The 22,361-nt window shown below is 67.8% G+C and carries 17 protein-coding genes and 1 tRNA gene; 4 read left to right on the forward strand and 14 right to left on the reverse strand.

Features of this window, described 5'->3' with window-relative positions; translation table 11 throughout:
- Positions 1 to 892: 892 nt before the first annotated feature.
- Positions 893 to 1,252, reverse strand: coding sequence for a septal ring lytic transglycosylase RlpA family protein (locus V5F48_RS07720; RefSeq protein WP_394108760.1), 360 nt, complete (start codon positions 1,250 to 1,252; stop codon positions 893 to 895).
- 263 nt (positions 1,253 to 1,515) lie between these two features.
- On the opposite strand from V5F48_RS07720, the gene V5F48_RS07725 reads away from it, so the two are divergent.
- Positions 1,516 to 1,593, forward strand: a tRNA-Pro gene (locus tag V5F48_RS07725).
- A 576-nt stretch (positions 1,594 to 2,169) separates the two neighbouring features.
- Positions 2,170 to 3,033, forward strand: a complete 864-nt coding sequence (locus tag V5F48_RS07730; RefSeq protein WP_394258229.1) for an MBL fold metallo-hydrolase — start codon at positions 2,170 to 2,172, stop codon at positions 3,031 to 3,033.
- Between the two features lie 365 nt (positions 3,034 to 3,398).
- On the opposite strand, the gene V5F48_RS07735 is transcribed toward V5F48_RS07730, so the two are convergent.
- A complete protein-coding gene (locus tag V5F48_RS07735; protein ID WP_394258230.1) occupies positions 3,399 to 3,866 on the reverse strand; it encodes an SAM-dependent methyltransferase in 468 nt (155 codons plus the stop codon).
- 91 nt (positions 3,867 to 3,957) lie between these two features.
- Between V5F48_RS07735 and mazG the strand changes: the two genes are divergently transcribed.
- Entirely contained in the window at positions 3,958 to 4,794 is an 837-nt protein-coding gene (gene mazG, locus V5F48_RS07740) for a nucleoside triphosphate pyrophosphohydrolase (RefSeq protein ID WP_394258231.1), read from the forward strand.
- A gap of 142 nt (positions 4,795 to 4,936) precedes the next feature.
- Here mazG and hflX read toward each other — a convergent pair whose 3' ends face one another.
- The 10 genes from hflX to dusB all read right to left on the reverse strand — a co-directional run bounded on the left by hflX (position 4,937) and on the right by dusB (position 18,343).
- A complete protein-coding gene (gene hflX / locus V5F48_RS07745; RefSeq protein ID WP_394258280.1) occupies positions 4,937 to 6,310 on the reverse strand; it encodes a GTPase HflX in 1,374 nt (457 codons plus the stop codon).
- Positions 6,311 to 6,487: 177 nt separating this feature from the next.
- A complete protein-coding gene (gene hfq, locus V5F48_RS07750; RefSeq protein ID WP_041576100.1) occupies positions 6,488 to 6,742 on the reverse strand; it encodes an RNA chaperone Hfq in 255 nt (84 codons plus the stop codon).
- A 148-nt stretch (positions 6,743 to 6,890) separates the two neighbouring features.
- Positions 6,891 to 7,748: a D-amino-acid transaminase gene (locus V5F48_RS07755; protein WP_394258232.1), complete on the reverse strand. Its 858-nt coding sequence runs from the start codon at positions 7,746 to 7,748 to the stop codon at positions 6,891 to 6,893.
- 14 nt (positions 7,749 to 7,762) lie between these two features.
- A complete protein-coding gene (locus V5F48_RS07760) occupies positions 7,763 to 9,184 on the reverse strand; it encodes a hypothetical protein (protein WP_394258233.1) in 1,422 nt (473 codons plus the stop codon).
- Between the two features lie 30 nt (positions 9,185 to 9,214).
- Complete coding sequence (gene trkA, locus V5F48_RS07765) at positions 9,215 to 10,591, reverse strand: Trk system potassium transporter TrkA (protein WP_394108766.1); 1,377 nt, start codon at positions 10,589 to 10,591, stop codon at positions 9,215 to 9,217.
- A 118-nt stretch (positions 10,592 to 10,709) separates the two neighbouring features.
- A complete protein-coding gene (gene ntrX, locus V5F48_RS07770) occupies positions 10,710 to 12,077 on the reverse strand; it encodes a nitrogen assimilation response regulator NtrX (protein ID WP_394258234.1) in 1,368 nt (455 codons plus the stop codon).
- Positions 12,078 to 12,080: 3 nt separating this feature from the next.
- On the reverse strand, positions 12,081 to 14,279 hold the full coding sequence (locus V5F48_RS07775) for a sensor histidine kinase NtrY-like (protein ID WP_394258235.1): 2,199 nt from the start codon (positions 14,277 to 14,279) through the stop codon (positions 12,081 to 12,083).
- Between the two features lie 413 nt (positions 14,280 to 14,692).
- Positions 14,693 to 16,135, reverse strand: coding sequence for a nitrogen regulation protein NR(I) (gene ntrC / locus V5F48_RS07780; protein WP_282641773.1), 1,443 nt, complete (start codon positions 16,133 to 16,135; stop codon positions 14,693 to 14,695).
- Positions 16,136 to 16,142: 7 nt separating this feature from the next.
- A complete protein-coding gene (locus V5F48_RS07785; RefSeq protein ID WP_394258236.1) occupies positions 16,143 to 17,276 on the reverse strand; it encodes a two-component system sensor histidine kinase NtrB in 1,134 nt (377 codons plus the stop codon).
- A gap of 32 nt (positions 17,277 to 17,308) precedes the next feature.
- Complete coding sequence (dusB, locus tag V5F48_RS07790) at positions 17,309 to 18,343, reverse strand: tRNA dihydrouridine synthase DusB (protein ID WP_394258237.1); 1,035 nt, start codon at positions 18,341 to 18,343, stop codon at positions 17,309 to 17,311.
- Positions 18,344 to 18,527: 184 nt separating this feature from the next.
- On the opposite strand from dusB, the gene V5F48_RS07795 reads away from it, so the two are divergent.
- Positions 18,528 to 19,739, forward strand: coding sequence for a bifunctional 2-C-methyl-D-erythritol 4-phosphate cytidylyltransferase/2-C-methyl-D-erythritol 2,4-cyclodiphosphate synthase (locus tag V5F48_RS07795; RefSeq protein ID WP_394258238.1), 1,212 nt, complete (start codon positions 18,528 to 18,530; stop codon positions 19,737 to 19,739).
- Positions 19,740 to 19,758: 19 nt separating this feature from the next.
- On the opposite strand, the gene surE is transcribed toward V5F48_RS07795, so the two are convergent.
- Both surE and serS read right to left on the reverse strand, forming a co-directional pair.
- Entirely contained in the window at positions 19,759 to 20,526 is a 768-nt protein-coding gene (gene surE, locus V5F48_RS07800; RefSeq protein WP_394108772.1) for a 5'/3'-nucleotidase SurE, read from the reverse strand.
- Positions 20,527 to 20,703: 177 nt separating this feature from the next.
- Complete coding sequence (serS, locus tag V5F48_RS07805) at positions 20,704 to 22,221, reverse strand: serine--tRNA ligase (protein ID WP_394258239.1); 1,518 nt, start codon at positions 22,219 to 22,221, stop codon at positions 20,704 to 20,706.
- Positions 22,222 to 22,361: the final 140 nt, after the last annotated feature.

Raw genomic sequence — 22,361 nt, forward strand, 5'->3', positions numbered from 1 at the left:
GGCGCGAGCCGCCCATGAGCGCGGCGGCGCCCACCGGTGCCGCGGCCATGCATCTGTCTTCCGCCAACTCACCTTCCGCCAACTCACCTTCCGCGAACCCACCTTCCACCAGCGCGCCGGCGGGCCGCGCTCCGCAGCCCCATGCCCGGCCCCAGGCGGGCTGGGCGGATGAAGAGGTGCGGCGGGTTTGGGATGAAGGGTGGGGCGAGGGCGCCCCCCAGTCCCTGCCGCGGGCGACACGGGTCGGCCCGCTCATCGGCCCCATCCACGAAGAGGAGGATCCCGCCTCGGGCGTGCTTCCCGAAGCCGAGCAGCGCCGGATCGCCGAGCGAATGGCTGGCCGCGCTGCGGCTCCCGACCCCTATGTGGCGCAACGGCGTGGTCCGCCGCCCTGGAGCCGGGCCGAGGCCCCGCTGGACCTGCCCAATCCGGCGTTCCGCGACGTATCGAGGGCGGAGGCGCCGGCCTATGCCCCCGAACCGGAGCCGCCGGCGCAGCGGGTGCCGCGTGAGCCGCTGCGTCCGGGCCCGCCCGAGCAATATCTGCCGCCGCACCTGCGCTCGGAGCCGCGGATGGCGGGCCAGCCGCCCATGGCCGCGCCCGTGCTCTCGCGCGACGACGTGCATCGCATGCAGTCGGCACTCTATGAGCTCGGCGAATGCCGGCGGCTGATGGAAGAGGTGCTGGCGCCGCGGGCGGCCGAGCGTCGGGGCGAATGAGGGACCGCCGCGTCCCCGCAGTCTCCGTCGCGCGGAGCCAAGCCGCATCCGGCAAGGCGCGATCCGCGCGACGTCACGTCATCTGAGGGAAAAGGCGACGAGGCTGCGCCGGAGAGTGCCTCCATCCTGGCGCGCGGCCTCGTTCGGCCTGTTTGCTGAAAACCCCGCCGGCGTCAGTCCAGCACGGCCAGGGCAACGCGGGTGAGGCCCGAGCCGGTAAAGCCAAGCTCAGCGGCCGCGCCGCGGGATACGTCGATCAGCCGGCCACGGATAAAGGGGCCGCGATCATTGATGCGCACGACGACGGTGCGTCCATTGCGCAGATTTGTAACACGCACCTTGGTGCCAAAAGGCAGGGAACGGTGCGCCGCCGTCATGGCGGAGGGGTTGAAGCGCTCGCCGCTCGCGGTGCTGCGGCCTTGCCAATAATAAGAGGCGACGCCGGTGGAGGTGTCCGCTTTTGCGGTGTTCGAGACGGCCATTCCGGCCGAGAGGGACAGGGCGAAGCAGGACAGGACCACGCGTATCTTCATGCAATCAATCTTCCGTGTCATTTCGGATGATTGCCGAATGGCGGCGCAATGGGGCGATAGCGTCCCAATTTGCCGGCGAAAAGGTGATGATTCGGGTATCCTCGCCACAATCTTGCCGGCATTCAGCACGGAATGGACAATCTCAAGCTGTAGCTTGGCTGGGGATTGGCGGCTGAAAAACACAGGACTGGGGAGAGCATGGGATACCTGTGCGAGGGGGCTTGCCCGCGCCGGATCGATGGTCTAAGCCTCCCATCCTCAGTCGGAGCGTAGCGCAGCCCGGTTAGCGCACTAGTCTGGGGGACTAGGGGTCGGAGGTTCAAATCCTCTCGCTCCGACCATTCAACACCCCAAAAACCCTGCCCAATCCCGCCGGTGCCCGTGACGACGCGGGTTCCCCGCAGTCGCGTGGGCTCACGTTATTGCGCCTCTTGGCTGCGCCGTTTGGCTGCGCCTTTTGCGGGGAGGCGGCACGACCAGCCCCGGATTCAGTCAGCCCCGGATTGGGTCTCTCCCCGATCGCCCTTCCGCATCGCCCTTCCGCACCGCCCTTCCATGCCGCGCTCCTGCACCTGCTCCTGCACTTGTGGGGAGCGCGACGCAATTCGCCTCGGGACAATCCGTGCCCGTCGCCATTTTGCACTTAGGGGCAAATGCTCACTTGAGAGCCTAAGCGAATCACCCGCGTTAAGTCACACCAATAGCGGGCGGATCTGCCTTTACCTGAGACCCGTTCTGGCGCTCGCGATCTCGTGCGATACGCCGTGCGATTTCCGCCCTCATCACCCGATTTCAGTCCCGCTGAATGATCTTTGGCGCCCTGGAGTGTGACTCCGCGGCGAATATGGATCACGCTGCGGGCCGATTCCGCCCTGACCCCTGACCCGAGCAGCAGACGCAGCGAGGTCGCGAGAGCCATGCCTTTGCCCAGCGAAACCGGCGCAAGCCTCACCTTCACCATCCTGGGATGCGGCTCATCCGGCGGTGTGCCGCGGGTGGGGCAGGGGTGGGGCGCCTGCGATCCCCTGAACCCGCGCAACCGTCGCCGCCGCTGCTCCATGCTGGTGGAACGCTTTGGGCCGAACGGTAAAACGACCGTTCTGGTCGATACGTCTCCGGACTTGCGGGAGCAGCTCCTCGGCGAGGCCGTGACCCATATCGATGCGGTGCTCTATACCCACGAGCACGCCGACCACACCCACGGCATCGACGATTTGCGCCCGCTCGCCATCCATCATCGCAGCCGGGTGGATGTCTATGCGGATGAAGATACCTCCCGGATGCTGCATCAGCGCTTCGGCTACTGCTTCTCCACGCCGCCCGGCAGCGCCTATCCGCCCATTATTACAGAGCATCGCTTCCGGGAGGGCCGGGAGATTGTGGTGGAAGGGGCGGGCGGCGCCATCAGCGCCCTGCCGTTCCGCCAGCGGCACGGCGATATCGATTCCTTCGGCTTCCGCTTCGGCGACGTGGCCTATTCCAGCGACGTCAACGGGCTTGCCGAGAACAGCCTGATGCGCCTGCATAATCTCGATGTATGGATCATCGATGCCCTGCGCGAGACGCCCCATCCGTCGCACTTCACCCTTCAGGAGGCGCTCGACCACGTGGCGCTCGTGAAGCCGAGGCGGGCGATCCTCACCAACCTTCACACCGATCTCGACTATGCCGTTCTGGCAGCTCGCCTGCCGGACGGCATCGTACCGGCCTACGACGGCATGCGTTTTGAGTCCTGCGTCCGGGCAACTGCCGCACCCGTTGATGCCGCCGCCCGAGGCTAATGTTCAGCATCGCCCGCACTTGGCGATGCACATGAAGGGCGGCTGGCGATTCGCGCGATGGATTTACTCATTCTAGCAAGCCGTTGTTACGACGCATTATTTTTGTAAATATTCAGGAGTGCTGAAGGTCGTCCGGCAGCGCTTTGAAGGACGATGAGGCTTCGCCCTTCCCCACCTCCGGCCGCGACTTAGTTCCATAATATCTCTTCTGCGACTCCTTCATTGGGCGCCCGCGCGATGCCTGGCATTCGCTTCCGCCCGGCATGGCTCTCGTGGCTAGAGCATTGAGTTTACGCGTTTTCTTTACGCGAACCGGTATCCACTTCGCTCGAAAACGCTCTAGCCCGGCCGGCGCCGCCGCCCCCTCAGCCGTGCTGCGCCTTGAGGTCGATGAGCGGCGTGCCATCGAGGCAGTCCAGCCCACGCACCTGCACCCGCAGACCGTCGATGCCCACCAGCCGCACCACCGACGAGGCGACCGGATTTGGCCGCACCGGCGAGCGCAGGGCGAAGGTGCCGCGCGTGGCACCATCGTGGCGCGGGCTCTGGAGCACCAGATCGCGCCGCGCCCGGTTCATCCAGTAGAGCACCTGCAGGCTCGGGCAGTCGGCGACGCCGGTCAGGGCCTCCGCCCAGCGCGGGTCAATCTCCAGCACGCAGACCGGCCCCTCCTCCGGGTCGCCGCGGCGGGGACAGGCGCCACGCTCGATCCAGGGCGTGCGTATGCGGCCGATGAAATAGAGGCCGGCATCGAAGCGCTCCGGCAGCGCCACGGCCTTTTCGCCCGGCCGCATGTCCTCGTCGATGGGGCCAGCGGGCGCGATCTCGACCATTCTCTCTTCCTCTTCCAAGCTGGGCGGAGCATAGGACGGTCGCGCAAATGGAAGCAATTTGCTCGGATCGCGCTCTTGATTGGAGAACCTCATGGAATCCTCCCGCGACATCGCGCGCCTCATCGAGATCATGGCCGCCTTGCGCACGCCGGGAACCGGCTGCCCGTGGGATCTGGAGCAGAGCTTCGCCACCATCGCGCCCTACACGCTGGAGGAGGCCTATGAGGTGGCCGATGCCATCGCCCGCGCCGACATGGGCGACCTGAGGGACGAGCTGGGCGACCTTCTGCTGCAGGTGGTCTTCCACGCCCGGATGGCGCAGGAGGACGGAGCCTTCGATTTCGGTGGCGTGGTGGAGGCCATCACCGCCAAGCTGATCCGCCGGCACCCCCATGTGTTCGGCACTGCGCGCGATCTTTCGCCGGAGGCTGTGAAGGGCCTCTGGGGTGAGATCAAGGCGCAGGAAAAGCGCGATCGGGCGCAGGCACGGGCTGCCGCAGGCCTGCCGGAAGAGGAGGCGCAGCAGGGCGCCCTTTCCGGCGTGCCCCTGCCGCTGCCCGCCCTCACCCGCGCGCTGAAGCTTCAGGAAAAGGCCAGCCGCGTGGGCTTCGACTGGAATGATGCGCGCCAGGTGCTGGCCAAGATCCGCGAGGAGACGGAAGAAGTCGCCGAGGCGCTGGAGGAAGGCGGCATCGCAGCCATAAGGGACGAGATGGGCGACCTGCTGTTTGCCGTGGTCAACCTCGCCCGGCATGCGGGCGTGGACCCTGAGGCCGCCTTGCGCGGTACCAATGACAAGTTCACCCGCCGCTTCGGCCATCTGGAAAGCCGGCTCTCCGCCGCCGGCCGCCTGCCGGAACAGGCGAGCCTCGACGAGATGGAGGCCCTTTGGCAGGAGGCGAAGGAGAAGGAGCGCGAGGGCGCATGAGCGAAGCGGGGTAACCAATGGTGAGCGAAGCGGGGTAACCAATGGTGAGCGAAGCGGGATAACCAATGATGAGCGAAGCGGGGTAGCCAATATATGCGGAGCGGGTTAAGCGCTACCGCCTGAACCGCGGCTAAAGCCGGGCTCAGGTCGGATGCACGCGCCGCGCGCCGAACCGGCGGGTGACGAGGCCGGTGCGGTCGGGCGGAATGCGCAGGGCCACGTGGATGGCGCCGTCCTCATCCATGGTGCGCTCCAGAACCTCGCCGTGGCGATAGAGCCAGCCGAGCCCCTCCCCGTCCTCCGCCGCCAGCGTCACCGAGACCGTCACCCGGCCGGCGGTGATGCGGCGCTCGATGAGGCCGAGAAGGTCGCCCGTCCCCTCCCCCGTCAGCGCGGAAACCGGCACCGGCGCCTCGGCGCCGCCCCGCGCGGCCCGGTTCTCCACCTGCTCGCGCTCTTCCGGCGCCAGCCGGTCGATCTTGTTCCAGACCTCGATCACGCGCCCGCCCGGCAGGGGATCGACACCCAGATCTTCCAGCACGTCGGAGACATCGGCAGCCTGCGCATCGGTGTCCGGATGGGAGATGTCGCGCACATGCAGGATGAGGTCGGCTTCCAGTACCTCCTCCAGCGTGGCGCGGAAGGCGGCGACAAGCTGGGTCGGCAGTTCGGAGATGAAGCCCACCGTGTCCGAGAGGATGATGCGGGTACCGTGGGGCAGGTCCACCGCACGCAAGGTCGGATCGAGGGTGGCGAACAGCAGGTCCTTCGCCATCACCTCCGCCCGGGTCAGGCGATTGAAGAGCGTGGATTTTCCGGCATTGGTGTAGCCCACCAGCGCAACGATGGGATAGGGCACGCGCTTGCGGCTGGCCCGGTGCAGGCCACGGGTGCGCTTGACCTGCTCCAGTTCCTTCTCGATGCGCACGATGCGCTCGCCGATGAGCCGGCGGTCGGCCTCGATCTGCGTTTCGCCCGGACCGCCGAGGAAGCCGAAGCCGCCGCGCTGGCGTTCCAGATGGGTCCAGGAACGCACCAGGCGCGAGCGCTGGTAATTGAGGTGGGCAAGCTCCACCTGCAGCGCACCTTCCTTGGTGCGGGCGCGCATGCCGAAGATTTCGAGAATCAGCGCCGTGCGGTCCACCACCTTGGCGGACCAGGCTTTTTCGAGATTGCGCTGCTGCACCGGGGAGAGCGCCGCGTCGAAGAAGACGAGGTCCACCGCCTCGGCGCGCACCACGCCCTCCAGTTCCTCCACCTTCCCGGAACCGAGAAAGGTGGCGGGACGGATCTCGGACAAGGGAATGGTGGCGGAGTAGACCACGTCGAGGTCGATGGCGCCGGCAAGGCCCACCGCCTCCTCCAGCCGGGACTGGGGGCTACGCCGCTCCGGCGCGCCGCGGGTGGCACGTTTCCCAAGGGCTGGCGTGATGACGGCGCACCGCGTGGGCGGCGCGCGACGGTCGATGCCGCCGCGGCCATCCTCTGGTGCAGGGGGGGACAGATCGTCCGGCAGTTCCCCGGAAGCCCCGGTCGCCGAAGCATCTGCCTCTGGCTCACGGGTTTCCTGCGCGCCGGCCTTGACCGTCCGAGTTATGGCGCCCCGTGACGCGGCGCCCCCCTTTGACCCCAGCTTTGACCCTGTCTTCAACGTCGTTCTGGACCCCTTGCCGGTGGTACGCTCCACGATGCTTTAAGCCTTCTCTCCCACATCGTCGGTGGGATCGAACAATTGCACCGGATGTCCCGGCATAATGGTGGAAATGGCATGCTTGTAAACAAGCTGGGAATGCCCGTCGCGGCGCAAGAGCACGCAAAAATTATCAAACCAAGTGACGACGCCCTGCAACTTCACCCCATTCACCAGGAAGATCGTGAGAGGTGTCTTGTTCTTGCGGACGTGATTGAGAAAGGTGTCTTGAAGATTTTGTGTCCGTTCCGCCGCCATTTTCGTATCCGTTTTTTTGGCGTTAAGTCCGTCGCAGACACACACGAAAAAAGTGCGGTCGCCACGGGAGTTGGCCTCCTAGAATGGCACAGCCCCATGGCGGCGCAATATTATTTTGCTCCGCACCATGAGCGCGGCCGTGGATACCTCAGGAAACTTCTGAAAAATCGTGGAATTTCAAGCGTAAGCTGGTCGCAACCACGCCGGGCGTCCCGGCCCCCACCGGATGGCCGTCGATGCGCACCACAGGCATCACCACCGTGGTCGCGGCGGTGATGAAAGCTTCTTGCGCCGCCAGGGCTTCCACTACGGTAAAGGCGCGTTCCTCCACCGCGTAGCCGAGGTCGGCCGCCACGTCGAGTACCACGGTCCGGGTGATTCCGCGCAGGATGCCGCTCTCCGCCGGGCGGGTGACGATGGTTTTGCCGCCCGTCACGATCCAGGCATTGGTGGACGCGCCCTCGGTGACGAAGCCGGCGCTGTCCACGAACCAGGCTTCCCGCGCGCCGGCCTCCTTCGCCTGCTGCTTGGCCAGCACGTTGGGCAGGAGCGAGATGGACTTGATGTCCACCCGCGGCCAGCGATTCTCCGGCACGGTAATGACGGCGACGCCCTTGGCGGCCAGCGCCTCCTGCCCCTTGCGGTCGGAGCGGCGCGCCGTGACCACCACGGACGGCGTGGTCCCTGCCGGCGGAAAGGCATGGTCGCGCCGCGCCACGCCGCGTGTGACCTGAAGATAGACCAGCCCGTCGCGAACCCCGTTCCGCCGCACCACCTCTCCGAGCACGTTCGCAAGGGCTTGCCGGGTCATGGGCGCGGGAATCAGCAGCTCGCGCAGGGAGCGTTCCAGCCGGTCGAGGTGGCGCCGCTGGTCCACCAGGCGGCCGTTGAACACCTCGCACACTTCGTAGACGCCGTCGGCGAACTGGTAGCCGCGATCCTCCACATGCACGCTGGCATGGCGGTGGGGCAGGTAGCGGCCGTTGACATAGGCGATGCGGGACATGGCAAACCGCTTCTTCAGGTGCGCCAGAGGGCGAGATGGATGACGACGAGGAGGCCGATCATCTCCAGCCGTCCCGCCACCATGCCGAGCCCCGCCACCAGGACGGAACCGGCGGGCAGCGACGAGAGCGGCGGCCAGCCCGCGCCCCCGGCGTCATAGACCGGCCCGGTATTGGTCACCACCGCGGCCGCGGCGGCCAGCGCGGCGTCGAGGCCCGGCAGGCCGGGGCTCAGCGCGATGACGCAGACGGCGAACACCACAGCAAGGCTCGCCGCGCCGGCCCAGATGCCGAGCATCCCCACGCCCACGCCCTCATAGGCGGCCGGCTGCACGAGGTGGGGATAGACCAGGCGCATCAGCCCGCCGCGGGTGTTGAGGAGAATGGCGCGCAGCCGCAGCATCTTGAGCCCGCCCGCCACCGAAAGGGCGCCGCCGCCCAGCAGCACCACCAGGATGACGAGGCCGAGGGGCAGGCTCATATAGGTGCCCTCGCGCGGCCCGATGCCGCTGGTGGAAATCAGTGACGCGGCCGAGAACAGGCCGTCGCGGATCGCCTCGAAGGACGGCACGTCGGCCGAGCGGTAGAGGATGGCGCCGAGCACAATGCCCAGCACCGCCCACCAGCCGAGGATGACGAGGCTTTCCGTCTGCTCCGGGGCGGCATTGATGCGCCGCGTCAGCAGCGCGCGATGCCAGCGCACGCTGGTGGCGCTCCACAGCAGGAACGGCAGCAGCAGCCATTTCGGGCTCTCGTCCAGGGTCAGCGCCAGCTGGGCTTCCGGCGGCAGGTGGGCCCCGGCCGAGACCACGGCAGTGGCCAGGGTGAAGGCCACATAAGGGCTCTCCCCGCTCACCAGCAGCACGATCACAGCCAGCAGGGTGGCGCCCCCATAGGCGGGGGCGATCTCACGCAGCACGGCGGTGAGATCCACCACATCAAGGGTGGTCCCGCCGCGCGGCGTGCGGTCCGGCAGGCCGCCGAGCCCCGCCGGCGCCAGCACCGCCACCGCCGCCACGATGGTCAGCAGCCCTCCGGTCCATTGCAGCAGACCGAGCCAGACATAGAGGCTCGCCGGTCCCTGCCGGAGCGCGGTGGCCCCGGTGGTGGTGAAGGCGGACACCGCTTCGAGCCAGGCGGCCAGCGGCGGCAGGCCGGAGACGATGGCGACCGCCGGCGTCGCCGCCAGCGGCAGCAGCAGCCAGAGCCCGGCCACCAGCACCACGCCGCCCGCCCGCGTGAGACGCAAGGAAGCGCCTTTGGGCGTGTGCTGCGTGGTGAAGCGCAGGAGCCCGGCGAGGAACAGGCAGAAGCCGAAGGTGGCAAGGAAGACCGGCGCATGCCCCTCCCCGCCCCGCGCGGCCACCACCGCAGGCGGGAGCGCGAGGAGGCCGACGGTGAAGAAGCCGGCGGCAATCGGGCGGGCGGCGTTGACCATGGGCGCCTTGCGATCAGGAGAACAGGTGGATCAGAAGAATTCGAGCGCCACGCGGAACAGCTGCTCCACGCGCTTGATGCGGTCGGCGAGGGCGAACAGCACCACCCGGTCGTGGGCCCGCACCACGAAATCGCCGCGGGGCAGCAGCACCTGCCCGTTCCGCACGATGGCGCCGATGCGCAGGCCTTCCAGAAGGTCGAGGTCCTTCAGCGGTCGGCCCACCAGCGGCGAGGTCTCCAGCGCTTCCGCCTCGATCATCTCACCGGAGCCGTCGAGCAGCGCATGGACGCCGCGGATGCGCCCGCGCCGCACATGCTGGAGCACCTTGGAAACGGTGATCTGGCGCGGGTTCACATGGGCGTCGATGCCCAGGCCCCGGGCAAAGGTGGCGTAGCCCTGCTCGTTCAGCAGCGCCAGGATGCGCTTGGCCCCGATCTGCTTGGCCAGCAGGCAGGACAGGATGTTGATGCGGTCGTCGTTGGTGAGCGCGATCATGGTGTCCGCCTCGCGCACGCCCGCCTCGTCGAGGATGGCGCGCTCCAGCGTGTCGCCGTTCAGCACCACGGTGCGCGACAGCACTTCGGCGATGGTCTGGGCCCGCTCGCGCGAGAACTCGATGAGCTTGACCCGCGCCGCCGCATTGCGCCGCTCCAGCTCGCTGGCCACGTAGTAGCCGATGTTGCCGCCGCCGGCGATGACGATGCGCTGGCCCGGCACCTCGTCGTGGCCGAACAGGGACAATGCGCGCTGCACCTGGTCCGCCTGGGCGACGAAATAGACGTTGTCGCCGATGGCGAGCTGATCGTTGGAGCGGGGCACCATGGTCTTGCCGTTCCGGCTCACCGCCACGATGGTGGCGGGCATGTCCGGGAACAGCTGGGTGAGCTGGTTGAGCGGGGTATCCACCACCGGGCAGTCCTCGCCGCACAGCACGCCCACCACCTGCACCGCCCCGTCGGAAAAGCTCACCGTGTCGGTGGCGCCGGGCAGGGACAGGCGGCGCAGCACCATCTCGCCCACCTCCACCTCGGGGGAGATGATGACGTCGATGGGCAGCTGGTCGCGGGAGAACAGGTCGCGCCATTCGGGCGCCAGATAGGTCTGGGCGCGGATGCGGGCGACCTTGGTGGGCACGTTGAACAGGGCATGGCCCACCTGGCAGGCCACCATGTTCACCTCGTCGTGGAGGGTCACGGCGATGAGCATGTCGGCCTGCTCGATGCCGGCGCGGGCGAGCACATCGGGATGGGAGCCCTGCCCCACCACGCCGCGCACGTCCAGTTGCTCGGTCACCATCTGGATGCGGCGCGGGTTCGCGTCGATGATGGACACGTCGTTCTGCTCACCGGCGAGGCGCTCGGCGATGCCGAACCCCACCTGCCCCGCGCCGCAGATCACGACCTTCATGAACCCTCCCCCGGCGCCCAAGCGAATCGCGACCTGAAAGATCGCGGCAAAACCGATCGCATCCCGAGCCCCACGCTCCGATGCAGCCCCTTTTTCGGGTATCCCGTCAACTGGCCTGTCAGCCTACTCCGAGAGCCTTAAGCTTTCGATGAAGGGCCGAGCGCTCCATGCCGACGAATTCCGCCGTCCGCGAGATATTGCCGCCGAAGCGGTTGATCTGGGCGGCAAGATATTCCCGCTCGAACACCTCGCGCGCCTCACGCAGGGGAAGACCCATGAGATGCTCGCCGCCATTGCCGTTGGGCAGGTTGGGCACCAGCGCGCCCACATCAGGGGGCAGCATGGCGGCGGTGATGGTGGCTTCCAGATCGCCGCCGGCGAGGATCAGCAGCCGTTCCACATTGTTGCGCAGCTGGCGCACGTTGCCGGGCCAGTCGTGGGACTGCAGCACCGCCATGGCGTCCTCGCCGATGGGACGGCGCGGCAGCCCGGTGGTCTGCGAGATGGTGTCGACGAAAAATTCCACCAGATCGGGAATGTCGTCGCGCCGCTCGGCCAGCGGCGGCACCCGGATCGGCACCACCGAGAGGCGATGGTAGAGGTCTTCGCGGAAGCGGCCCTTGGCGATCTCCTCCTCCAGGTTGCGCCCGGTGGAGGAGATGATGCGCACGTCCACGCTCGCCTTGTCGTTGGAGCCGATGCGCGAGAATGTCTGCTCCACCAGCACGCGCAGCACCCGGTTCTGGGTCTCGCGCGGCATGTCGGAGATTTCGTCGAGGAACAGCGTGCCGCCGTGGGCCTCGTCCAGCGCGCCGCGCTTGGGCTCCCGCCCCTCCCCTTCGGCGACGCCGAACAGCTCGAATTCCAGCCGCTCCGGCGTAATGGCCGCCGAGTTCAGCACCACGAACGGCCCCTGGGAACGGGTCGAGGTGGTATGGATGAGCCGGGCCGTCAATTCCTTGCCCGACCCCGAGGGGCCGACAATCAGAATGCGGCTGTTGGTGGGTCCCACCCGATCAATGGTGGCCTTCAGCTGCTGGACCGCGCTGGAGCGGCCCACCAGCACGTGGCCATGGGGCGCCAGCTGCTTCAATTCCTTCAGCTCGCGCTTCAGGCGCAGGGTCTCCAGGGCGCGCTCGGCGACCATCACCAGGCGGTCGGCATTGAAGGGCTTTTCGATGAAGTCGTAGGCGCCGCGCTTGATGGCCGCCACCGCCGTCTCGATGTTGCCGTGCCCGGAAATCATCACCACCGGCACCTCGGGGTGCTGGGCCTTGATCTCGTTGAGCAGTTCCAGCCCGTCGAGCCGTGAGCCCTGCAGCCAGATGTCGAGGAAGACCAGGTTGGGCCGTCGCGCCGAGATCGCCGCGAGCGCGCTGTCGGCGTCCCGGGCGGTGCGGGCGGCATAGCCCTCGTCCTCCAGGATGCCGGCGACCAGCTCGCAAATGTCGGCCTCATCATCCACGATGAGGATGTCCATGGCCATGTGTCAGGCCCTCCCTGTTTCAGGGACCGGATGCGCCCCGCCCGCGCCGGCCGGTGGTTGACCGTCCGCCCGCATCCGAAGCCGGATCCAGGCCCCCCGGCCCTCGGGCGAATCGTTGAGTTCGATAAAGCCGCCGTGCTCTTCCATGATCTTTCCCACGATGGCGAGGCCGAGCCCGGTGCCCTTCTCGCGGGTGGTCACGTACGGTTCCAGCAGCCGGCTGCGCTTGTCCTTCGGCAGCCCGGCGCCATTGTCGATGACGTCGATGACGAGGTCCTCGCCCTCCGCAATCACGCGCACGCGGATGCGGCCCTTGCCACGTTCGGCCTCGGGCACCCCCTCGATGGCCTCGGCGGCATTCTTGAGGATGTTGGTGAGCGCCTGCGAGATCAGGCGGCGGTCGAAGCGCGCCGGCATGGAGGGCGGCAGCTCGGTCTCGAAGGTCACGTCGGGATGGCCGACGCGCATGAGGAACACCCCCTGGCGCACGGTCTCCGCGAGGTCCTGCGCATCCACCACGGGCTTGGGCATGCGGGCGAAGGAAGAGAACTCGTCCACCATGCGGCCGATGTCGCCCACCTGGCGGATGATGGTATCGGTGCACTGGTCGAACACATCCCGGTCCTGGGTGATGTGGCGCCCGTACTTGCGCTTCAGCCGCTCGGCGGAAAGCTGGATGGGGGTGAGCGGGTTCTTGATCTCGTGGGCGATGCGCCGTGCCACGTCGGCCCATGCGGAAGTGCGCTGGGCCGAGATGAGGGCGGTGATGTCGTCCAGTGTCACCACCCAGCCGTGATCCTCGGCCGTGGACTGCTCGGTGGTGACGCGCATGGCGAAGATCCGCTCCCGGCCCTCGCGCTGGATGGTGATGTTGCCCTGGACCGCGCGCTGGCCCGCGCCCAATGCCTCGGTCAGCAGGGCATCGGTTTCCGGCACCACCTCGGCGAGCTTGCGGCCGAGCGCATCATCCTCGGCAAGGCCCAGGAGCTTCTCGGCGGAGCGGTTCAGGATGGTGACCTGCGCCTCGGCGTCGAGGCCGATGACGCCCGCGCCGACGCCCGAGAGCACCGCCTCGGTGAAGCGGCGGCGGCTGTCCATCTGGTCGCGCGCGGTGACCAGGGCGTTGCGCTGGGTTTTCAGCTCCACGGTCATCTTGTTGAAGGTTTCGCCCAGTGTGGCCAGGTCGCCCTCGGCCCGGTGCACGGGCACCTGCACGTCGAGATTGCCCGCCGCCACCCGGCCCGCCGCCCACATGAGCCGGCGGATGGGCGACACCAGCCACTTGGAGAAGTTGATCCCGAGCCAGACCGCCGACAGCAGCACGATGAGCGTGACGATGGAATACATCAGCCCGAAGGCGAGCTGAACGTTGAAGCGCCGCTCCTCCAGCGCCCGGTAATCGGCAAGGGTTTCCTGCGTCACCTTGAGAAAGCCGATGACACGGGGGTCGACAGGCCTTGCGACATACAGGAACAGGTTGTCGAAATTGGCGATGGGCACCACCGCGCCGACAAAGTCCGCATCCGACGGCAGGTAGATGATGGGCTGCTCGGCGGAAGCATCGTTGATGGCGATGTTGGAGGGAACGACAAACTCGCGCTCCATGCGCAGGTTCGCCCGCTCCACCACGGAAAGGTCGCGCCGGACGATCTGCGCGCCCGGCACGTTGCGCAGCGCCGCCTGGGCGGTGAGAATCTGCCGGAACTTCTCGATATCCGTGTCGTAGAGCTGCTTCATCCGCGACAGGTCGTTGCTCATGGCGAGCACGTCGCCGCGGATGGAGATCGCATGCTCGCGCACATAGGTCTGCGCCACCGACGCCGCCGTGCCGACGATGTCCCGGGTGCGGCCGGAGAAATAGCGATCGAGGCTGCGATCCAGCGTGAGGCTGGCCACCAGCGCCACCACGATGGCCGGCACCACCGCGACGCCCGCGAACAGGCCGACGATGCGCACATGCAGCCGGGACGCGGCCCGGCCGCGCGCCCGTGCCCGCAGGATGCGCCATACCTCCAGGCCAATGATGGCGAGCAGGATGAGCCCCGCAACGCCCGATGCGATGAGCAGGCCCACCACCACCCACGGCGTCGCCACGATGGAGGTGAGGCCCATCAGGATGACGAAGGTGGCCACCGCCAGCACCAGCGACAGGACAACGACGATGGGCGCGAACAGGCGGGCGGCGATGCCGCGGCGCGACACTGTGCTCTCCCTCGCGTCCTTGAGCGGCGCATCCGTCATCAGTGCCACAGTCCCCCAGCCATCCACCGCCGCCGCGAACTGAGTCGCGCGACGGAGGTGATGCAGTGGAACGACACTGGTGCAAAAATGTGACAGAGGGCCTAACGCGGCCCCAATTCGCACAACCGATGCCGGGAGTCGGTAGCGGGGTCCAGATCACCGCGTGTTGTGCACAGGCCACGGGCCTTTTGGCCGAGCCAGAGGCGCGGCAACACGGCGATCCGCGCCGCGAATCGGCAACGGCGCCGCTTCCATGGGGCTGCGCCACCACCACCCTGCCCGAACGGCCGGCCCGTTTTGGGCTGAACCGGTGCCCCCGAAGCGATCAGCATCCGCCACGGGACGGAAGGCGGCAGAAGCCGCCCTCCCCGCCCCTACCGCGACGTGCGGATGACCTGGATGTCGAGGTCCCGGATCTTCTTGCGCAGGGTGTTGCGGTTCAGCCCCAGAAGTTCCGCCGCCTTGATCTGGTTGCCCCGCGTGGCCGCCAGCGCCGCCGAAAGCAGGGGATATTCCACGTCCTTCAGGATGCGGTGATAGAGGCCGGGCGGCGGCAAGTCCTCGCCGAAGCCGGAGAAATAGGTGTTGAGGTGCCGTTCCACCGAGGCCGCCAGCGTCGCGTCCACCGGCCCCTCCTCGGAGAAGGCGCTCGGCATGGGCTCGGACAGCTCCGCCTCGATGATGGCGGGGGTGATCACTTCCTGCGGATAGAGCGCCGCGAGGCGCCGCACCAGGTTTTCCAGCTCGCGCACGTTGCCGGGCCAGCGGTAGCGCTTCAGCCGGTCGAGGGCGGCGGTGTCGATCTGCTTGGCCGGCAGGCCCTCCCGCTCCGCCTGGAGGAAGAAGTGGCGCACCAGGTCCGGCACATCCTCCGAGCGCTCGCGCAAAGGCGGCAGGCGCAGGGGCACCACGTTCAGGCGGAAGAACAGGTCCTCGCGGAACAGGCCCTGCTGGATCAGGGTCCGCAGGTCCTTGTTGGTGGCGGCGATGATGCGCACGTCGGTCTTGATGGGCGTGCGCCCGCCGACGGTCGTGTATTCGCCCTGCTGCAGCACGCGCAGCAGGCGTGTCTGCGCCTCCATGGGCATGTCGCCGATCTCGTCGAGGAAGAGGGTGCCGCCCTCCGCCTGCTCGAAGCGGCCGGGATTGCGCGTGGTGGCGCCGGTGAACGAGCCCTTCTCGTGGCCGAACAGCTCCGATTCGATCAGGTCGCGCGGGATCGCCGCCATGTTGATGGCCACGAACGGCCCGGTGCGGCGCTTGCCGTAATCATGGAGCGCGCGGGCCACCAGTTCCTTGCCGGTGCCGCTCTCGCCCGCGATCATCACGGTCAGGTCGGTCTGCATCAGCCGGGCGAGCAGGCGATAGATTTCCTGCATGGCGGGGGAGCGGCCCACCAGCGGGATATTGTCCTGCTCCTCGTGGGAATGGTGGTGGCCGTCACCCTTCTTCGGCTCCGCCAGGGCGCGGCCGACGATGGCGATCAGCTCCTTCAAATCGAACGGCTTGGGCAGATATTCATAGGCCCCGCGCTCGGATGCGCGGATGGCGGTCATGAAGGTGTTCTGCGCGCTCATGACGATGACCGGAAGATCCGGCCTCGCCTTCTTGATGCGGGGCAGAAGGTCGAAGGCGTTCTCGTCGGGCATCACCACGTCGGTGATGACGAGGTCGCCGTCGCCCTGGCTCACCCAGCGCCAGAGCGTGGCGGCGTTGCCACAGGACCGAACCTCATACCCGGCGCGCGACAACGCCTGGTTGAGCACGGTGCGGATGGCGGCATCGTCGTCGGCGACCAGGATGCTTCCGGAAGGCATCGACACCTCAGTTATCCTCTTGAGCCGTGCTCTTGCCGCGATACATGGGCAGGAGCACGCGAAAGGTTGTACGGCGGGGCTGACTGTCGCATTCGACGATGCCGCCGTGGTCGCCGATGATCTTCGCCACCAAAGCAAGACCGAGGCCACTGCCCGTGGGCTTGGTGGTGACAAACGGGTCGAACAGGTGGGGAATGAGGTCGTCCGGGACGCCCTTGCCGTTGTCGCGGACGCAGAATTCCAAAGGCAGGCTCACCCGTGAGGAAGCGCCGGGAACCGTCAGGCGCACGCCCGGCCGGAATGCCGTGGTGAGCTGGATCTCGCCGTCCTGGTCGCCGTCGATGGCCTCGGCCGCGTTCTTCACCAGGTTGAGGAACACCTGGATCAGCTGGTCGCGATTGGCGAGCACCGGCGGCAGCGAGGGGTCGTATTCCTCCACGATGCGGATGTGGCGGGCAAATCCCGATGCGGCGAGGGTGCGCACATGCTCCAGCACGGCGTGGATGTTCACCGGCTCGCGCTCCACCGGGCGCTCGTCGGAGAACACCTCCATGCGGTCCACGAGCTTCACGATGCGGTCGGCCTCCTCGCAGATGAGGCGGGTGAGGGCGCGGTCGTCGTCGTCCGCCGACTGTTCCAGCAACTGGGCCGCACCCCGGATGCCGGAGAGCGGGTTCTTGATCTCGTGGGCCAGCATGGAGGCCAGCGCGCTCACCGAGCGGGCGGCGCCGCGATGGGTCAGCTGGCGGTCCATCTTGTCGGCGATGGTGCGCTCCTGAAGCATCACCACCACCTGGTCGGGACGCTCGTTCACGGGCGCCACATGGATGTCCACGACGCGCTCGCCACCATTGCGCGGGGTGCCGAGGTCCACGCGATACTCGTTCACAGGCGCGCCGCGCTGGCGCACCTGCTCGATAAGGCCGAGCAAAGGCGTGCCGAACGGCACGAGGTCGCTCAGGGGCCGGCGGCGCAGCAGCGGCGCGCTGACCTCGAAGAACGCCTCGGCCGCCACGTTGGCCTCCACCACATGCCCGTTGCCGGCGATGGTGAAGACAGGGTGCGGGACCGCGTCCAGGATGGCGCGCGTCATCCCCTGGTCCTTGCCGCTTTCCTGCTCAGCCTTGCGCTTTTGGTCCATCTTCCGTGTGTCTTGCTTTCTGGCTTCGGCCGTCATGCCGCGGCCCTCCACATGATGTCGTCGAAGGCAGCGGTGATGCCGGCCTTCACCTGGGCGGGGTCCTCCAATACCAGGAGGCGCTTGCGCCAGCCTGCCACGCATGCGGCGCGGGCCTCGCCGGGGCCTGCCGCCGCCTCCAGCGCCCAGCCCACATGCTTACGCGCCTGCCGCACCCCCAGCGCCCGGCCATAAAGCCCGAGCCAGCCCTCATAAAGCTCCAGCAGCACCGCGCGCTGCTCGTCCAGCGCCGGATCGGCGGTGCCGCGGACCCCGGCGATGGCGCGGGCCACCCGGCCGGGAAACCACGGCCGGCCCTGCGCGCCGCGTCCGATCATCACCCCATCCGCCCCGGAGGCCTGGAGGATGGCGGGGCCATCCGACGGCGCCACCACGTCGCCGTTGGCGATCACCGGGATGGAGACCGCGTCCTTCACCGCCCGGATGGCCGCCCAATCGGCGCGGCCGGTGTAGAACTGGCAGCGGGTGCGGCCGTGGATGGTGACCATGGCAAGGCCGCTCTCCTGCGCCATGCGCGCCAGATCCACCGCCGTTGCGGCCGCATCGTCCCAGCCCAGCCGGGTTTTCACCGTGACCGGCACGGCGACCGCGCCGCGCACCGCCTCCAGAATCGCGCGCGCCAGCGGCAGGTCGCGCAGCAGGGCGGCGCCGGCGGCGCCGGTGGTGACGCGCTTGGCCGGGCAGCCCATGTTGATATCGATGATGCCGGCGCCCGCCGCCTCGGCCACGCGGGCGGCCTCGCCCATCAGATACGGATCATTGCCGGCGATCTGCACGGCGTGGAGCGGCACGCCTTCCCCCTCCGCGCGGAGCACCATCTCGGGATGGCCTACCAGCAGCGCTTCGCTCGCCACCATTTCTGATATGACGAGGCCGGCGCCGTAACGAACAGCCATCCGCCGCACCGGTGCGTCCGTGATTCCCGCCATGGGGGCGAGGATCACCGCATTGGGCAGCGCATGGGAGCCGATCCGCAACGCCGGAATGGAAAATGCGACAGTCTCTTGCACAGAAATTAGGCCACCTCGCTTCTGCCTACATCTTAGACAAGTGCACGGAACACGCAAGGGAAGTCTGCGTGGAAGTGCAGCGCAGCAGAATTGAGGCCGCCGGCCATTGCCTGCATCGCTCCTCCGACCCGTGCGGCGACAGCCTTCAGCCCCGCATCCGGGGAAGCCGGCCGAGGAGCGCAACATGAGCGGGCAGGCTCATCCCACATGCGTGGCCATCGTGGTGGCCGCCGGTCGCGGCACGCGCGCCGGTGGTCCGCTGCCGAAGCAATATCAGATGATGGCCGGCGAGCCGGTGCTGCGCCGCACCCTCCGCCTTTTCGCGCTGCATCCCCGGATCACGGCCGTCCTCGCCGTCATCCATAGCGATGATTCTGTCCGCTTTGCGGACACGGCGCGCGATCTGCCCAAGATCTTGGCACCGGCCTTCGGCGGCGCCACCCGCCAGGCCTCCGTGCGCGCCGGGCTGGACGCCCTCGCCACCGATGGGGGCATGCGCCCGGAGATCGTGCTGGTGCACGATGCGGCACGCCCCTACACCTCGCCGGACCTCATCGCCCGCGCGGTGGCAGCGGCAGGCAATGCGGATGCCGCCATTCCCGTGCTCGCCGTGACCGACACGGTGAAGCGGGTGGATGCCGCTGGCATTGTCATCGAGACCCTGGACCGCGCTGCCCTGCGCACGGTGCAGACCCCGCAGGCGTTCCGTTTCGACGCCCTGCGCGCTGCCCATGCCGCCGCTGCCGCAGCCGGGGTGGAGACGCTGACCGACGATGCGGCGGTGATGGAATGGGCCGGCCATCCCGTGGCCACCTTCGAAGGCGAGAGCACCAACGTGAAGCTGACCACCCCGGAAGACATGACCCGCGCCGCCGGCGCCGCTTTCGCCGATCTCGCCGACGTGCGCACCGGCACCGGCTTCGACGTGCACGCCTTCGGCCCCGGCGACCATGTGATGCTGGGCGGCGTCGCCGTGCCCCACACCGCCGGGCTCATCGGCCATTCGGATGCGGACGTGGGCCTGCACGCCCTGACCGATGCGCTGCTCGGGGCGCTGTGCGACGGCGATATCGGCGCCCATTTCCCGCCCTCCGACCCGCAATGGAAGGGGGCGTCGTCGGACCGCTTCCTCGCCCATGCGGTGGAGAAGGTGACGGCGCGGGGCGGGCGCATCGCCCATCTCGACCTCACCCTCATCTGCGAGGCGCCGAAGGTGGGGCCGCACCGTGATGCCATCCGCGCGGCGATTTCGCTTATCACCGGCGTGCCCCTCGCCCGCGTCTCGGTGAAGGCGACCACCACCGAGAAGCTGGGCTTCACCGGCCGGCGGGAAGGCATCGCCGCCATGGCCAGCGCCACCATCCGCCTGCCGTTCGGGGATGAAGCGGAGGGCTGAGCCCCCGCCCTGCCCCGCTCTACTTGGCGTCGAACAGCAGGGCGAGCCGCGTCATCTGCGGCTCGTCGGTCATGTCGAGGCGCAGGGGGGTGACGGAGATGCGGCCTTCGTCCAGTGCCCGCAGGTCGGAGCCGGGGGAGGTCTCGAAGATCCGGCGTTCGAAGGCGATCCAGTAATAGGAATGGCCCCGCCCGTCGCGCCGCTCGTCGATGCGCATGAGGCGCTGGTCGCGCTTGCCCTGAAAGGTGGCGGCGATGCCGGCGATGTCGTCCGGCGCGCGGTCCGGGAAGTTCACGTTCATCACGATGCCGGGGGGGATGCCCTCGCCCAGGAGGGTGCGGATGATCTTGGGGGCGTGGGTCTCGGCGGTGATATAGTTGGGGTTTTCGCGGGTCTTGATGCCGAACGCCTGCGACAGGGCGATGGAGGGAATGCCGAGGATGGTGCCCTCGATGGCGCCGGCCACGGTGCCGGAATAGCTCACGTCCTCGGCGATGTTCTGGCCCCGGTTGACGCCGGAGAGCACGAGGTCCGGCGGGTTGTCGGCCAGGATGTGGCGCACCGCCATGATCACGCAGTCCGTGGGCGTGCCCTTCACCGCGAAGCGGCGTTCCTCCACCTGCCGCAGGCGCAGGGGATCGCTGAGCGACAGGGAGTGGGCGACGCCGGACTGGTCGAACTCGGGCGCCACCACCCACACGTCGTCGGTGAAGCTCCGGGCGATGCGGACGCAGGCCTCAAGGCCCAAAGCGTGGATGCCGTCGTCATTGGTGACCAGGATGCGCATGGGACCATTTCCGCAAGGGGGTGGCCCCTCTCCCCTTGCGGGAGAGGGTGGCTCGCGGCCCAGCCGCGAGCCGGGTGAGGGGTGTGGGACGGGCCTGTGTGCCGGCTCTCGATTCCGGATCGCCAGTGCCACCCCTCACCCCGGCCCTCTCCCGCAAGGGGAGAGGGAGCGTATCTTCTACTTCAGCTTCTCGATGGTCTTCAGCCCGCCCATATAGGGCAGCAGTGCGTTCGGAACTTCGACGGCGCCGTTCACCTGCTGGTAGGTTTCCAGCACCGCCACCAGCGCGCGGCCCACCGCCACGCCCGAGCCGTTGAGCGTATGCACGAAGCGCGGGCCTTTCCCCTCGGCGGGGCGATAGCGGGCATTCATGCGCCGGGCCTGGAAATCGCCGCACACGGAGCAGGAGGAGATTTCGCGGAACGCCCCCTGCCCCGGCAGCCAGACCTCGATGTCGTAGGTCTTCTGCGAGGCAAAGCCCATGTCGCCGGTGCACAGGGTGACCACGCGATAATGCAGGTCCAGCTTCTTCAGCACCGCCTCGGCGCAGGCGAGCATGCGCTCGTGCTCCTCGCCCGACTTCTCCGGCGTGGTGATGGAGACCAACTCCACCTTGGTGAACTGGTGCTGGCGGATCATGCCCCTTGTATCGCGCCCCGCCGCACCCGCCTCGGCCCGGAAGCAGGGGGTGCAGGCGGTGAGGCGCAGGGGCAGCTCTTCCTCGGAGAGGATGGACTCGCGGACGAGGTTGGTGAGGGGGACTTCGGCGGTGGGGATGAGCCAGAGAGGCTTGGAGATTGCCTCTCGGAATTTGACAAAATCAGTCATCGCGAAAGCGTGACGATCACCACCCAATACACTTTGTTCTTCAATTCCCAGACCAGCCAGTTCGGCGAGGGCCAAACGCGCTATCCCTTCGGGATTTGTTTTCACCTCCTCAGACCAGTTGTCAAAAAGAAGGCCGGGGCCAATGGGAGCACGTGCTAAAAACTGATCTTCTCGAAACTTCGGCAGCTGCGCCGTCCCAAACATGGCATCGTCCCGCACCAGCAACGGCGGGTTCACTTCCATGTAACCGCCGATACCATCCTGCTCGGGCGCCGTATGCGTATCGAGGAAGAACTGCCCCAGCGCGCGCTCCAGCCGGGCGAGCGGGCCCTTGTTCACCACGAAGCGGGCGCCGGAGAGCTTGGCGGCGGTCTCGAAATCCATCTGACCGAGGGCTTCGCCAATCTCAAAGTGCTGCTTGGCACCCCAGCTATAGTCTCGCCCCTTCTCGGGTTCATGGACCCAGCGCACCTCATTGTCGTGCTCGTCTGCGCCCTGCTGCACCTCGGCGAGCGGGGCGTTGGGGATCGACGAGAGCTGACGGTGCAGTTCTTCGACGATTTGCCGAACCCGATCTTCCAGGGAGAAAATTTCCGTCTTGATCTTGGTCACCTCTGCCATAAGAGCAGAAGCAGCCGTCTCGTCCTTCCTGGCCTTGGCCTGGCCGATCTCCTTGGAGGCGGCATTGCGGCGGGCGAGCAGGGTTTCCAGCTGGGTCAGCGTGGCACGATGCTCTTCATCAAGGCCGCGCAGCTTGGCCACCAGCGCCTCGGCATGCCGCCGCGCCTCCTGCGATCCGTTGCCGCGCCGCGCCAGCGCATTGATAAGCCCTTCCGGCTCGTCCCGGATCCATTTGATGTCGTGCATGGCAAGGCTCCGCCTTGGCCCCAAGGGCCTCTATGGGCCGGCGCACAGTCCCCTCCACCGTCATCCCCCGGCTTGACCGGGGGATCCACGCGTCCGTCGATGCCGGCGCGCGGCGGCACGATGGATGCCCCGGTCAAGCC

Origin of the sequence: Xanthobacter autotrophicus ATCC 700552, assembly GCF_043194565.1 — a bacterium.
GTDB classification, from domain to species: Bacteria; Pseudomonadota; Alphaproteobacteria; order Rhizobiales; family Xanthobacteraceae; genus Xanthobacter; species Xanthobacter autotrophicus_F.

Bases quoted from the DNA above. Each gene is read 5' to 3' on its own strand.
- V5F48_RS07720 (WP_394108760.1), bottom strand. From the start codon at position 1,252: ATGAAGATACGCGTGGTCCTGTCCTGCTTCGCCCTGTCCCTCTCGGCC.
- V5F48_RS07730 (WP_394258229.1), top strand. From the start codon at position 2,170: ATGCCTTTGCCCAGCGAAACCGGCGCAAGCCTCACCTTCACCATCCTG.
- V5F48_RS07735 (WP_394258230.1), bottom strand. From the start codon at position 3,866: ATGGTCGAGATCGCGCCCGCTGGCCCCATCGACGAGGACATGCGGCCG.
- mazG (WP_394258231.1), top strand. From the start codon at position 3,958: ATGGAATCCTCCCGCGACATCGCGCGCCTCATCGAGATCATGGCCGCC.
- hfq (WP_041576100.1), bottom strand. From the start codon at position 6,742: ATGGCGGCGGAACGGACACAAAATCTTCAAGACACCTTTCTCAATCAC.
- V5F48_RS07755 (WP_394258232.1), bottom strand. From the start codon at position 7,748: ATGTCCCGCATCGCCTATGTCAACGGCCGCTACCTGCCCCACCGCCAT.
- V5F48_RS07760 (WP_394258233.1), bottom strand. From the start codon at position 9,184: ATGGTCAACGCCGCCCGCCCGATTGCCGCCGGCTTCTTCACCGTCGGC.
- trkA (WP_394108766.1), bottom strand. From the start codon at position 10,591: ATGAAGGTCGTGATCTGCGGCGCGGGGCAGGTGGGGTTCGGCATCGCC.
- ntrX (WP_394258234.1), bottom strand. From the start codon at position 12,077: ATGGCCATGGACATCCTCATCGTGGATGATGAGGCCGACATTTGCGAG.
- ntrC (WP_282641773.1), bottom strand. From the start codon at position 16,135: ATGCCTTCCGGAAGCATCCTGGTCGCCGACGACGATGCCGCCATCCGC.
- V5F48_RS07785 (WP_394258236.1), bottom strand. From the start codon at position 17,276: ATGGACCAAAAGCGCAAGGCTGAGCAGGAAAGCGGCAAGGACCAGGGG.
- V5F48_RS07795 (WP_394258238.1), top strand. From the start codon at position 18,528: ATGAGCGGGCAGGCTCATCCCACATGCGTGGCCATCGTGGTGGCCGCC.
- surE (WP_394108772.1), bottom strand. From the start codon at position 20,526: ATGCGCATCCTGGTCACCAATGACGACGGCATCCACGCTTTGGGCCTT.
- serS (WP_394258239.1), bottom strand. From the start codon at position 22,221: ATGCACGACATCAAATGGATCCGGGACGAGCCGGAAGGGCTTATCAAT.